This is a genomic window from Terrisporobacter sp., assembly GCF_017888745.1.
Lineage (GTDB): Bacteria > Bacillota > Clostridia > Peptostreptococcales > Peptostreptococcaceae > Terrisporobacter.
On record NZ_JAGHFM010000176.1, the window covers coordinates 1 to 13,423 of the forward strand.

Sequence of the window (13,423 nt, forward strand, 5' to 3'; positions counted from 1 at the left end):
CCGGCAGAATCCCCTTCGACTAAGAATATTTCACTTTTTGCAGGATCTTTTTCAGAACAATCGGCTAATTTCCCAGGTAATGAAGTACTTTCAAGAACACTTTTTCTTCTAGTTAATTCTCTCGCTCTTTTTGCTGCTTCTCTCGCTCTTTGAGCTCTTAATCCTTTATCAACTATAATTCTAGCTGTTGTTGGATTTTCTTCTAAGAAAGCTCCTAATTCTTCAACTGTTACACTATCTACATTACCTCTCATATATGTATTACCTAATTTAGTCTTTGTTTGACCTTCAAATTGAGGATCTGGTAGCTTAACAGATACGACAGCTGTAAGACCTTCTCTTATATCTTCACCTGTTAGATTTCCTTCATTTTCTTTTATTAACTTATTACGTTTAGCATAGTCATTTACTGTCTTAGTTATGGCAGCTTTAAATCCTGCTAAGTGAGTTCCACCTTCATGTGTATCTATGTTATTTGCAAATGAATATATGTTTTCTGTATATCCATCCGTGTATTGCATTGCTATTTCAACAATAGAGTCACCTATTTTTTTATCTATATAAACTATATCTTCATGTATAGCTGTTTTTGTTTTATTTAAGTATTTAACAAATTCAACTATACCTCCATCATAATGAAACTCTTTTTTACGTTCACTATTTTCTCTTTTATCTTCAAATACTATTCTTACACCTTTATTTAAGAATGCAAGCTCTCTAAGTCTATGCTCTAATGTTTCATATTTAAATTCTATTTCATCGAATATAGTTTCATCAGGCATGAAAGTTATTATTGTTCCTGTATGATTAGATTCACCCACCACTTCAAGTTGAGAAGTAACCATACCTTTTTCATAAGTTTGTCTATATATTTTTCCATCTCTATAAACATCTGCAATAAGCCATTTTGATAAGGCATTTACTACAGATATACCAACACCGTGAAGTCCACCAGATACCTTATATCCTCCTCCACCGAATTTACCACCTGCATGTAAAACCGTTAAAACTGTTTCTAATGTAGATTTACCTGTCTTCGGATGAATTTCAACAGGTATACCCCTACCATCATCTTTTACAGTTACACTTCCATCTTCATTTAAGCTAACATAAATTCTATCACAATATCCTTGTAATGCTTCATCTATACTATTATCAACAATTTCATAAACTAGATGGTGTAATCCTCTTGGTCCAGTAGATCCTATATACATCCCAGGTCTTTTTCTAACTGCCTCTAAGCCTTCTAGGACTTGAATCTGACTTGCGCCATACTCTTGTTGTTTCATTTAGTTACCTCCATTCTGTATACTAATTACTTTACCTTTTTCTATATTAAAAATAGTAGTTTTATCTTTATTAAATATACTCTTATGTGCAACTTCTGCAGTAGTTATAAACATTTGTACATCTTCTAAATTATCTACTAATAATTTTTGCCTTGTTTCATCTAATTCACTAAATACATCATCTAGTATTAGTATTGGATTTTCTCCTACTTCGTTTTTTATAAGCTCTATTTCTGATAATTTTAAAGAAATAGAAGCTGTTCTTTGTTGCCCTTGTGAACCATATAGCCTAACATCTAATCCGTTAATGAATATATTTAAATCATCTTTATGAATACCGTATCTAGTTGTTCTAACTTCCATATCGTGCTGTCTACTTTCAATTAATTTATTGAAAAGTTTTTCTTTAGCATCTAGTACTGTATCCTCATCACTTATATTTAATTGATTTTTATAAGTAATCTGTAAATCTTCAATTCCATTCGTTAATTTACAATGCATAGCATTTGCTATATCTGAAATTTTTTTAATGAAATCTCTCCTGATTATATAAATATATCCACCATATTTAGATAAAGTTTCATCATAAACATCTAATAAATTTGTATCTATGTCTCTATTTTTTAGTATTCTATTTTTTTGACTTAGTATTTTATTGTAATTTATTAAATAATTATAATATTTGGGCATTATTTGACTTATTTCTTTATCTATAAAGGATCTGCGTTCTCTTGGTCCATCTTTGACTAATCTTAAATCTTCTGGAGAAAAAATCACTACATTTAAGTTTCCAAGTAATTCTTGAATTTTTTGGATGTGTACTTTATTTAATTTAATTCCCTTTTTATTCTTTCCAATTGCAACTTCTATTAAACTGTTAGTATCGTACTTAGTGTAACTTCCTCCAACATACAAACTTTCCGTATCAAATTTAATAATTTCTTTATCTTTATTTGTTCTAAAAGATTTGCCAAAAGATAGCATATAAATAGATTCCACTATATTTGTTTTCCCTTGTCCATTCTTTCCAACTAAGAGATTAACATTTCTATTAAAATCTATATATAGATTGTCATAATTTCTAAAATTAATTAATTTTAAGCTATTCAGCTGCATTAAGGGGACTCCTTTTTACACTACCATTAGTGAATTTCCTTCAACTTCAACAAGATCTCCTGGTCTGATTTTCTTACCTCTTCTTGTTTCAACTTCACCATTTACTTTAACTACACCTTCTTGTATTAAGAATTTAGCATGGCCTCCTGTTGAAGCAATATCAGCAAGTTTTAAGAATTGATCTAATTTTATATATTCTGAATCTATAGCTATTTCTATCATATTGACTCCTCCTATTTGTTATTAGTTAAGTATTAATTATAACATAAAAATAATAAAAACCCAACTATTGCAGTTGGGTTTGCTTTTCTTATATATTTGAAGCTATCCTTACAGGAAGTAATAAATATATATATTTAATACCATCAACTGGCTTAATTATACATGGATTAACGTTAGTAGTGAATTCTATGAAAATTTCTTCACTTTCTATATTCTTTAATCCTTCTAATAAATATCTTGAGTTAAAAGCAATATCTAAATAATCTCCCTCTAATTGTAAATCTACTTCTTCGTAAACATTACCTTTTTCAGTATTAGATGTTATTGCCATCGTATTATCTCTTATTGATAATTTTATTAGATTATTTCTTTCTGATTGTGATAATAAAGATGCTCTTTCTATGCTATCAAGTAAGCTTCTAGTATTTAATTTAATCCTAGTATTATGTTCCCTTGGAAGTAATTTTTTATACTCAATAAATTCTCCATCTAATAATCTTGTTATTATTCTTGTTTCATTTATTATGAATATAGCATTTTTTTCATCAAATCCTATTTGAACTTCTTCTTCTGTGGATAACAAACTATTAACATCAGTTAATGTTTTTCCAGGTATTATAACTTTTGTATTTGCATGTAAGTTTTCCACAGAACAACTTCTAACAGCTAATCTATAACCATCGATAGCCACTAGGCTAATATCCCCATCAACTATTTCTAATAATTCACCCATTAATACAGGTTTAGTTTGATCTTGAGATATAGCGAAAACTGTTTGTTTTATCATATTTTTCAGGATATCTTGTGGTACACTATATAAATTTTCTTTGCTTACCTCAGGTAATATAGGGTATTCCTCAGCAGAATCTCCTTTAATTTTGAATTTTGAGTTTAAGCAATTTATATAAACATTATTATCAATATCAGTTTCAATTTCAACAAATGAATCTGGTAATTTTCTAATTATATCTCCAAATAATCTAGCATTTATGACTATGCTTCCTTCTTCAACTATTTCTGCTTGAGCATAAGTTTCTATACCTATTTCTAAATCATATCCAGTTAAAACTATTTGATCTTCTTTAGCTACTATTAAAATTCCTTTTAGTAAATCAAAATTTGTTTTTGAGTTAATAGCTTTTTGTACAATACCAATTTTATTAGCTAAAAGCTTTTGGTTACAAATTATTTTCAATGTGGATAACCTCCCTTTTGAATTTTTATAAAAATATAGATAAAAACAATAGTAGTTGTAGTAGTAGGTGTTGTGGATATTGTTAATAAGTAGATCAATCCAAATAAAGTAAAAGATATTAACCTGTGTATCAAATGTTAATATCTCATAAAAATCTTCTTAATTACATTGTGAACAAAATCTTAACAAAAAAACTACTAACATTACAATATAAGTTATTAACAGACAAATGTGAGTAAATTATCCCTTTAAATCAGAGATTATTTTATCAATTTTATCTTTAATTTGTTGATTTTCTTCTATATCCTTACAAATTTTATCATGTGCATGTATTACTGTTGTATGATCTCTTCCTCCAAATTCACTACCTATTTTAGGAAGGGATAAATCTGTAAGTTCACGACATATATACATAGCTATTTGTCTTGGATAAGCTATTGTTCTTGTTCTTTTTTTAGAATTAAAGTCGTCCATTTTTATATTAAAAGCTTCTGAAACTTTTTCTTTTATTCTATTTACGGTAATTTCTTCACTTTTAGGGTTAGATATAATATCTTTTAAAGCTTCTGTTGCAAGCTCTAAAGATATATTTTTATTTGTAAGTGAAGAATATGCAACAACCCTAGTTAGTGCTCCTTCTAATTCTCTTATGTTAGATTTAATGTACTTAGCTATGTAAGTCATGACTTCGTTAGGAACATTTATATTTTCTAATTGGGCTTTTTTTCTAAGTATTGCTATTCTAGTTTCGAAATCAGGTGGTTGAATATCAGTTATAAGTCCCATTTCGAATCTAGATCTTAATCTATCTTCTAATGTAGGTATTTCTTTTGGTGGTCTATCACTTGAAATGATTATTTGTTTATTTGCTTCATGCAATGCATTAAAAGTATGGAAAAATTCCTCTTGAGTTCCTTCTTTACCAGCAATAAACTGAATATCATCTATTAATAAAATATCTACATTTCTATATTTATTTCTAAATTCTTCATTTTTATCATTTTTAATCGAATTTATAAGTTCATTTGTAAATTTTTCAGAAGATACATAAACCACTTTAGGATCTTCTTGCTGACACATTATATGATGTCCAATTGCATGCATTAAATGTGTTTTTCCAAGACCAACTCCTCCATATAAGAATAAAGGATTATATGCTTTAGCTGGAGATTCAGCTACTGCAACACATGCTGCATGGGCAAATCTATTACTATTACCTATAACAAAGGTATCAAAAGTATATTTAGGATTCAAATTTGGGTAATTTTTTTTGATAGTAGTAGATTTATTTTCTTCTTCTGTAGAATCTTGGATTTCTTTTTCGTCTAAGATAAATCTAATTTGATATTTTTTTAGGGATAATTGACTTACACAACTTTCTATTAAGTTTAAGTATCTATTTTCTAGTATATTTTGTATAAATTCATTAGGCGCTAAAAAAATAAGTTCATTAGAAATTAATTTTAAAGGCTTTATTTCTTTAAAAAAAGCATTAAAGCTTGCAGTAGATACTTCACCTTTTATTAGTTGCAAAGTTTTTTCCCACAAAGATACTATATCCATAAGTGTAAACCTCCGAACTAAATAATTAACATTTTCCACAAAGTTATTAACAAAAATTGACGAAAAGAGAATAAATTAAAAATAAAAAAATTAACTTTGGGATAAAATGTGGATAATATATTGATAAATAAAATTATTAAAAAATAATTTAAAAGATATAAACATGGTGTATATAAACTTATAAATAGCTAAACATATAATAAAAACTTCTTATTTTCTCAAGTATTGTCTAACAATACAAAACTTATTCACAATTATATCCACAGATTGTGAATAAGTTTAATATGTTACTATTTATTATTAACATTATCAACAAGTATATTTATAATATCAGAATATATGCTAAACTTCAATACGTTATAAATAAATTATCCACAATTATGTCGTCATGTGAATAATTTAATCAACAGGTGATGAAAATAGAACTTTTTACAATTATAAGGTGATAATAAATTGAATTTGATCGGTTATTAAGTTTATGGTGGATAAGAATCCTAAATAACACCTTAATTAATTTAGATATCAATGGTTATAAAACACGTTGACAATAGAAATAAAAGGATTTATAATAATATGTGTTATGTTTACTTTGACAGTAAAGTTATTATTTTTATAAACGGAAAAAAATTGTGAAAGGCGGTGTAATATAATGAAAAGAACTTATCAGCCAAAAAAAAGACAAAGAAAAAAAGAGCATGGATTCAGAAAAAGAATGAAAACTTCTAATGGAAGAAATGTTTTAAAAAGAAGAAGATCTAAAGGAAGAAATAGATTAACTCATTAATAATTAAAAAGGCCGCTTTAAGTGGCCTTTTTATGTAATTTATTACATACCTGTGTTTGCGGAGGATATTAATATGAACTTTAAAGAAACACAAGGCTTAAGAAAAGATGCTGATTTTAGGAAAGTTTATAGACATGGTAAATCTATTGCAAATAGACTTTTAGTAATGTATACGCTTCCAAATAAATCAGATAATAATCGTGTTGGTATTTCAGTTTCTAAAAAGGTTGGGAAGGCTAACATACGAAATAAAGCTAGAAGACGAATAAAAGAATCATATAGATTAAATATAGATGGCAATATTAAGACAGGATACGATATCGTATTCATAGCAAGAGTTGCTATTAAAGATGTTGAGTATGTGGATATTGAAAAAGCAATGAAACATTTAATAAGAAAATCAAATTTATACTAATTTAATACATACATAAAACACCCAGTTATTGTGGAGGTTAGAAATTGTTTAATAAAATAACATATATATTGAAGGAAATAAATACGTTCTTATCGAAGTTATGTATTTATTTAATAAGATTCTATCAAAAGTATATATCTCCTTTAAAAGGACCTACATGCAGGTTTTATCCTACATGTTCTCAGTATTCAATTGAAGCTTTCAGAAAATACGGAATGTTTAAAGGTATGTATTTAACTATAAAAAGGGTTTTAAAATGTCATCCATTTCATCCAGGAGGATATGATCCTCTAAAATAAACGTACTTTAGGAGGTATACAATTGAGCATTATAAGTAACATATTAGGTCATATACTTAGAACTATTTTTGAGTTTGTGAATAATTATGGATGGTCTATAATTGTATTTACACTATTTGTAAGATTATTATTAGTTCCTTTAATGATAAAACAAATAAAATCACAAAAAGCAATGCAAGACATCCAACCTAAGATAAAAGAAATTCAAGAAAAATATAAAAATAAGCCAGAAAAACAGCAACAAGAATTAATGAAAATATATCAAGATGCCAAAATTAATCCAATGGCAGGTTGTTTACCATTATTAATTCAAATGCCTATTTTAATAGGATTATTTAATGTATTAAGAGACCCTGTGCTTTATGGAGTATTTCCAAATGAAGCTGCTCGTATAGCAGCAGATACTGGCTTCTTATGGATAGAAAGTATTTCAAGTACTAATAACATAAGCTTAGCTTTACTTTCAGGGATAAGTGCTTACTTCATGCAAAAAATGATGACTACAGGTGATGAACAAACTGAAAATATGATGAAGAGTATGACATATGTAATGGCAGCGATGTCATTATTCTGGGGATATAGCTTCCAGGCTGGTCTTGCGATATATTGGATAACAAGTAACTTGTTCTCAATAGCTCAATATCAATTAATAACAAGTCCTTTAAAAGCTAAACTGGCTGATTCTAAGGAGGAAGTAGTTAAAGATGAAAAATCAGGAAAACCTAACAGCAATGCAAAGTCAAACAAGAAAAATAACGATAAAAAGTAAGACTAAAGAAGAAGCAATTCAAACAGCATTACTGCAATTAGGCGTTGAAGAAAAAGACATTGAAGTAAAGGTTGTTCAAAATCCTTCTAAGGGATTTCTAGGTTTAATAGGTACTAAAGAAGGCGTTTATGAAATAACTGTAATAAAAAAAGAAGAAATTGAGATTGCTAAAGAATTTATAGAAGACCTACTTTCAAATGCAAAAATAAATGCAAAAGTTAATGCAGAGAAAGATGGAAATTTGATAAAAATTAGTATAGAAGGAAAAGAAGCTACTTGCTTAATTGGAAGAAGAGGAGAAACTCTTGATGCAGTACAATTTTTAACAGGATTAGCTTTAAATAAAATCAATAAAGACTCTAAGATGAGAGTTCTTGTTGATATTGAAAACTATAGAAATAAAAGAGAAGAATCATTAGTTAGATATGCTAGAAAAGTTGCTCGTGAAGTTGCAAAAACGAGAAGAACTAAAAAGCTAGACTATATGAATCCATATGAAAGAAGAATAGTTCACTCAGCTCTTCAAAATGATAAGTATGTAATTACTTATAGCGAAGGAACAGATCCATATAGAAGATTAGTGATAGAACATAAAAGATAAAACTAAAACCTCCTATTATTTAGGGGGTTTAATTTTTGTAATTTATTTTATATAATGATAAAATTAAGGTTATAATTTTAATAATTAGTTAAGCATTTAAAATAGATTAAAATTTAGAGGTGATATTATGTTTATAGATGATACTATAGCAGCAATTGCAACTGCCCCAGGTGAAGGCGGAATAGGCATAATAAGAATTAGTGGAAGCAAAGCTCTTCCAGTAGCGCAGGAAATATTTGAATCTGTATCAGGAAAAGCAATATCAGATTATAATACTCGTACGTTAATATATGGTCATATAGTAGATGGAGATAAAAGAATTGATGAAGTTTTATTAGCATTCATGAAAGGGCCTAATTCTTATACAGCAGAAGATGTAATAGAAATAAATTGCCACGGTGGATTTATTTCTGTAAAGAAAATATTAGAATTAATATTAAGTAAAGATGTAAGATTAGCTGATGAAGGGGAGTTTACAAAAAGAGCATTCTTAAACGGTAGAATAGATTTATCTCAAGCAGAAGCTGTAATTGATGTAATTAAAGCAAAAACAGATAAAGCTCAAGAGGTAGCTCAGACTCATTTAAGAGGAGCATTATCTAATAAAATAAAAGAGTTAAGATTCAAGGTTACGGAAGTATTAGCACACCTAGAAGTATCAATAGATTTTTCGGAGGAAGATGTAGAAGAAATAACATATAGTATGCTTGAAGAAAATGCTCAAGCTTTAAGAAGTGAAATAAAAGCTTTATACGACTCTGCTGAGAGTGGAAAAGTTCTTAGGGATGGACTGAAAACAGTTATAGTAGGTAAGCCTAATGTTGGTAAATCATCATTATTAAACTATATACTAGGAGAAAATAGAGCTATAGTTACAGAAATAGCAGGAACAACTAGAGATGTAATAGAAGAGTTCGTTAATATAAAAGGAATACCTCTTAAAATTGTTGATACAGCAGGTATAAGAGAGACAGAAGATATAGTTGAAAAAATAGGTGTTGAAAAATCAAGAGAATCATTTAATTCAGCTGATTTAGTAATTATTGTTTTAGATGCTTCAAAAAGTTTAACAGATGAAGATAGAGAAATACTTGAGAATGCTGTAGATAAGAAAACTATTGTATTATTAAATAAAACGGATCTTCCACAAGAATTATCAGAGGAAGAAATATCTAAATATGTTGACAGAGATAGTATAATAAAGATATCAGCATTAAAGAACGAAGGGATAGAAAAAGTTCATGATAAAATAGAATCTATGGTATTTAAAGGTGATATAAAAAGTAACTCAAGTGTAGTTGTAACTAATTCAAGACACAAAGATGCACTTTTAAAAGCCTATAATTCTATTAATGATGCTATAGCAGGAATAGAACAAAGATTACCTTATGATTTCATAGAAGTAGATTTCAAGAATATATGGGATTACTTAGGGTATATAAATGGAGATACTGTACAAGAAGATTTACTAGATACTATATTTGCTAACTTCTGTATAGGAAAATAATTTAAAGGATTTAAATAAAGTTACTTTATACAAGAAACGGATAATAAGTTATTAACGTTTAACGTGAAACATTATTTAAAGAAAGGAGAAATCATGCAAACATATAATGCAGGAAGTTATGACGTAATTGTTGTTGGTGCAGGACATGCTGGATGTGAAGCAGCATTAGCGACAGCAAGAATGGGTCATAAGACATTAATAATAACATTAACATTAGACTCAATTGGTATGATGCCATGTAATCCTTCAATAGGTGGAACAGGTAAAGGTCAATTAGTTAAAGAAATAGATGCTCTTGGTGGAGAAATGGGTGTAAATACAGACAAGACATTTATACAAAGTAGAATGTTAAATACTGCTAAAGGCCCAGCAGTACATTCTTTAAGAGCTCAAGCTGATAAATTTAAATATCATACTGAGATGAAAAAAACACTTGAAAATGAACCAAATCTAGATATTGTTATGGACGAGGTAATAGATTTAGTTAACGAAGGTAAGGTTATAAAGGGAGTAGTAACAAAATTAGGATGCGTATATAATGCGAAAGCAGTTATATTAGCAACTGGTGTTTATCTAAACTCATTAATATATATAGGTGAATCTACATTTAAAGAGGGTCCTAATGGTTTAGGATATGCAACACAGCTTACTGATAAATTAGTATCCCTAGGATTAAACATGAGAAGGTTTAAAACGGGTACGCCTGCTAGAATTCATAGAGACAGTATAGACTTCTCACAAATGGAAATTCAAGAAGGTGATAAGAAGATAACCCCATTCTCATTTATGAGTGATAAATTAGAAATAGATCAAGTTCCTTGCTATTTAGCAAGAACTAATACGGATACTCATAAAGTTATATTAGATAATATAGAAAGATCTGCTATGTATAGTGGAAAAGTTAATGCTACTGGGGCAAGATATTGTCCGTCAATAGAAGATAAGGTTGTGAGATTTAGTGATAAATTATCTCATCAAACATTTATAGAGCCAGAAGGATTAGATACAAAAGAAATGTACATTCAAGGGATATCAACAAGTTTACCTTTTGAAGTACAAGTGCAAATATATAAATCAATGAAAGGTCTTGAAAATGCTCAAATAATGAGGCCAGCTTATGCTATAGAATATGATTGTATAGATCCAACGCAATTAAAAGCTACTCTAGAAATAAAAGTAACTGAAAATTTATATAGTGCAGGTCAATTTAATGGTACATCAGGATATGAAGAGGCTGCAGCTCAAGGTCTTATAGCAGGTATAAATGCTGCTAGAAAAATTGAAGGAAAAGAACCTTTTGTACTAGATAGATCAGAAGGTTATATAGGGGTTCTTATAGATGATTTAGCTACAAAAGGAACTAATGAGCCTTATAGAATGATGACTTCAAGAGCAGAGTATAGACTATATTTAAGACAAGATAATGCAGATATGAGGCTTACTGAAAAAGGATATGAAATTGGCCTTGTAAAAGAAGATAGATATCAAAGATATCTTAATAAAAAATCACAAGTTGAAAAAGAATTAGATAGATTAAAGCAAGAAAGAGTTACGCCTAAAGAGGTTAATCACTTATTAACTGAAATCGGTGGTTCTGAAATAAAAGTTGGTTTATCTTTATACGAATTTTTAAAACGTCCAGAAGTTACTTATGATTTATTAGAGCAAATAGGCAAAGGTGCTGGAGACGAAGTTTCAGATGAAGTTAAAGAGCAATGTGTAATTATGTCTAAATACGAAGGCTATATAGATAAACAATTAAAACAAATAGACCAATTTAAAAAATTAGAGAATAGAAAGCTTCCGGAAAATATAGATTACTCTTCAATAGAAGGATTAAGATTAGAAGCTAGACAAAAACTTGATAACATTAAACCATTATCTATAGGACAAGCTTCTCGTATTTCAGGGGTTTCACCTGCTGACATATCAGTTTTACTTATTTATTTAGAGCAAATGAGAAAAACTAGAGGAGGAAAAGATGAATAATCTAGAGATTCTAAAAGCAGGTATAGAAGGATTTAATTTAGAAGCTAGTGACGAAAAGCTAGAAAAATTAAAAAAATATAGAGAAATATTAGTTGAATGGAATAAAGTAATGAATTTAACAGGTATAGAGGAAGAGAGAGAAGTGTTTATAAAGCACTTCTTAGACTCTATATCTGCTGTTACTAATGGCTATATAAATGATAATATATCATTAATTGACGTGGGAACAGGAGCAGGGTTTCCAGGAATGCCACTAAAAATTTGTTTAGAAAATATGAGATTAACACTTTTAGATTCCTTAAATAAAAGAATAAACTTTTTACAAGAGGTTGCTAATGAATTAAATTTAGAAGGTGTGGAATTTATTCATGGTAGAGCTGAAGATTTTGGAAAAAATGAAGAATACAGAGAAATGTTTGATGTAGCAACAGCTAGAGCAGTTGCTGGATTACCAGTATTAATGGAATTTTGTGTTCCTTTTGTAAAAGTTGGGGGATATTTTATTTGTCTAAAGGGACCTAATGCTAATTTAGAACTAGAAGAATCTAAGTCAGCTATGGAAGTTTTAGGTATAGAATTTGTTGAAAAAATAGATATTAAATTACCAGATTTAGAATTAAATCATAATATATTAGTATTTAAAAAAATTAAGAATACCCCATCAAAATATCCAAGAAAAGCAGGCAAACCATCTAAAAATCCTATAAAATAAATAATATAGAGAAATATAGAAGGAATATAATATTTAATGAAGAAGTAAATACTCATAAAGGGAAATATATTCCCTTTGTGAGGAAATAGTCTAAAATTATATTTACATAAATTGTAGTAAAAATATATTTATCCAATAAGAGAGGGATGTTATGGAAGAAAAAATAGTTATAGAGATACCAGTGGATAAGATAATTCCAAATCCATATCAACCAAGAAAAGTATTTTCAGTTAATTCGCTTGAGGAATTAAGTAAATCAATAAAAGAATATGGAGTACTTCAACCTATTACTGTTAGAGAAAAAGGTGACAAGTATGAGTTAGTTGCTGGTGAAAGAAGATTTAGAGCAGTAAAACTAGCCGAATTAGAAACTATACCAGCTATTATAAATAATATGTCTGAAGAATCATCTGCAGTTTTAGCATTACTAGAAAATCTACAAAGAGAGGATTTAAATTTTATAGAAGAATCTCTGGCATATGAGAATCTAATAAAAGTACATGATTTTACTCAACAGCAATTAGCACAAAAGTTAGGTAAAAATCAATCAACTATAGCAAATAAACTTAGGATATTAAAGCTTCCTAATGCTGTTAAGGAGTTTCTTGTTGAGAATGGCTTAACTGAAAGACATGCAAGAGCATTACTTAAATTACCTAATGAAGAATTAATGATGGAAATTGTTAAAAAGGTAGTAAAACAAGAACTTACAGTTAAGAAGACAGAAAAACTAATTAATGATACATTAGAAGCTATAGCAGCTGAAAATGAACCTGAAAAAAAGCAAAATATAAAATGTTCAATGAGTATAAAAATATATTTAAATACATTAAAGCAAGCATATGATGCAATACTTAATACAGGAATTGAAGCTAAGTATAATGAAATAGACAAGGGAGATTACATGGAAGTTGTTGTAAAAATTCCTAAAAAATAAAGGGTTACTGCATAGCAGTAATCTT

The 13,423-nt window shown here is 28.5% G+C and carries 14 protein-coding genes; 9 read left to right on the plus strand and 5 right to left on the minus strand.

Going from position 1 to position 13,423, the window contains the following annotated elements; translation table 11 throughout:
* The 5 genes from J7G74_RS08595 to dnaA form a co-directional block, all read right to left on the minus strand.
* Nucleotides 1-1,289, minus strand: a 1,289-nt coding sequence (locus J7G74_RS08595; protein WP_297134151.1) for an ATP-binding protein, incomplete at its 3' end; no start/stop codon positions are given.
* On the minus strand, nt 1,290-2,405 hold the full coding sequence (gene recF, locus J7G74_RS08600) for a DNA replication/repair protein RecF (RefSeq protein ID WP_297134153.1): 1,116 nt from the start codon (nt 2,403-2,405) through the stop codon (nt 1,290-1,292).
* Between the two features lie 15 nt (nt 2,406-2,420).
* Nucleotides 2,421-2,627: a S4 domain-containing protein YaaA gene (gene yaaA, locus J7G74_RS08605; protein ID WP_297134154.1), complete on the minus strand. Its 207-nt coding sequence runs from the start codon at nt 2,625-2,627 to the stop codon at nt 2,421-2,423.
* A gap of 88 nt (nt 2,628-2,715) precedes the next feature.
* Nucleotides 2,716-3,822, minus strand: coding sequence for a DNA polymerase III subunit beta (dnaN, locus tag J7G74_RS08610; protein WP_297134157.1), 1,107 nt, complete (start codon nt 3,820-3,822; stop codon nt 2,716-2,718).
* 240 nt (nt 3,823-4,062) lie between these two features.
* The gene (gene dnaA, locus J7G74_RS08615; RefSeq protein WP_297134159.1) at nt 4,063-5,385 is read right to left on the minus strand and encodes a chromosomal replication initiator protein DnaA; all 1,323 of its coding nucleotides are present in this window, start codon (nt 5,383-5,385) and stop codon (nt 4,063-4,065) included.
* A gap of 649 nt (nt 5,386-6,034) precedes the next feature.
* Between dnaA and rpmH the strand changes: the two genes are divergently transcribed.
* The 9 genes from rpmH (at nt 6,035) to noc (ending at nt 13,398) form a co-directional block, all read left to right on the plus strand.
* A complete protein-coding gene (rpmH, locus tag J7G74_RS08620; protein WP_039679955.1) occupies nt 6,035-6,169 on the plus strand; it encodes a 50S ribosomal protein L34 in 135 nt (44 codons plus the stop codon).
* Between the two features lie 73 nt (nt 6,170-6,242).
* Complete coding sequence (gene rnpA, locus J7G74_RS08625; RefSeq protein WP_297134162.1) at nt 6,243-6,584, plus strand: ribonuclease P protein component; 342 nt, start codon at nt 6,243-6,245, stop codon at nt 6,582-6,584.
* Nucleotides 6,585-6,640: 56 nt separating this feature from the next.
* The gene (yidD, locus tag J7G74_RS08630; protein ID WP_443081650.1) at nt 6,641-6,883 is read left to right on the plus strand and encodes a membrane protein insertion efficiency factor YidD; all 243 of its coding nucleotides are present in this window, start codon (nt 6,641-6,643) and stop codon (nt 6,881-6,883) included.
* Nucleotides 6,884-6,905: 22 nt separating this feature from the next.
* Nucleotides 6,906-7,652, plus strand: coding sequence for a YidC/Oxa1 family membrane protein insertase (locus J7G74_RS08635; RefSeq protein WP_297134164.1), 747 nt, complete (start codon nt 6,906-6,908; stop codon nt 7,650-7,652).
* Complete coding sequence (gene jag / locus J7G74_RS08640) at nt 7,588-8,253, plus strand: RNA-binding cell elongation regulator Jag/EloR (RefSeq protein ID WP_297134167.1); 666 nt, start codon at nt 7,588-7,590, stop codon at nt 8,251-8,253. The genes J7G74_RS08635 and jag overlap by 65 nt, the downstream gene beginning before the upstream one ends.
* Nucleotides 8,254-8,380: 127 nt before the next feature.
* Entirely contained in the window at nt 8,381-9,760 is a 1,380-nt protein-coding gene (gene mnmE, locus J7G74_RS08645) for a tRNA uridine-5-carboxymethylaminomethyl(34) synthesis GTPase MnmE (protein ID WP_297134170.1), read from the plus strand.
* Nucleotides 9,761-9,853: 93 nt separating this feature from the next.
* Nucleotides 9,854-11,749 (plus strand): tRNA uridine-5-carboxymethylaminomethyl(34) synthesis enzyme MnmG, encoded by a 1,896-nt coding sequence (gene mnmG, locus J7G74_RS08650; protein WP_297134173.1) that lies wholly within the window; start codon nt 9,854-9,856, stop codon nt 11,747-11,749.
* A complete protein-coding gene (rsmG, locus tag J7G74_RS08655) occupies nt 11,742-12,461 on the plus strand; it encodes a 16S rRNA (guanine(527)-N(7))-methyltransferase RsmG (RefSeq protein ID WP_297134176.1) in 720 nt (239 codons plus the stop codon). Before mnmG ends, rsmG begins: the two co-directional genes overlap by 8 nt.
* A gap of 151 nt (nt 12,462-12,612) precedes the next feature.
* The gene (noc, locus tag J7G74_RS08660; RefSeq protein ID WP_297134179.1) at nt 12,613-13,398 is read left to right on the plus strand and encodes a nucleoid occlusion protein; all 786 of its coding nucleotides are present in this window, start codon (nt 12,613-12,615) and stop codon (nt 13,396-13,398) included.
* Nucleotides 13,399-13,423 lie beyond the last annotated feature (25 nt).

Coding starts and splice junctions, on each gene's coding strand:
- yaaA (WP_297134154.1), bottom strand. CDS start 2,627: ATGATAGAAATAGCTATAGATTCAGAATATATAAAATTAGATCAATTC.
- recF (WP_297134153.1), bottom strand. CDS start 2,405: ATGCAGCTGAATAGCTTAAAATTAATTAATTTTAGAAATTATGACAAT.
- mnmG (WP_297134173.1), top strand. CDS start 9,854: ATGCAAACATATAATGCAGGAAGTTATGACGTAATTGTTGTTGGTGCA.
- jag (WP_297134167.1), top strand. CDS start 7,588: ATGAAAAATCAGGAAAACCTAACAGCAATGCAAAGTCAAACAAGAAAA.
- rpmH (WP_039679955.1), top strand. CDS start 6,035: ATGAAAAGAACTTATCAGCCAAAAAAAAGACAAAGAAAAAAAGAGCAT.
- noc (WP_297134179.1), top strand. CDS start 12,613: ATGGAAGAAAAAATAGTTATAGAGATACCAGTGGATAAGATAATTCCA.
- mnmE (WP_297134170.1), top strand. CDS start 8,381: ATGTTTATAGATGATACTATAGCAGCAATTGCAACTGCCCCAGGTGAA.
- dnaA (WP_297134159.1), bottom strand. CDS start 5,385: ATGGATATAGTATCTTTGTGGGAAAAAACTTTGCAACTAATAAAAGGT.
- rnpA (WP_297134162.1), top strand. CDS start 6,243: ATGAACTTTAAAGAAACACAAGGCTTAAGAAAAGATGCTGATTTTAGG.
- rsmG (WP_297134176.1), top strand. CDS start 11,742: ATGAATAATCTAGAGATTCTAAAAGCAGGTATAGAAGGATTTAATTTA.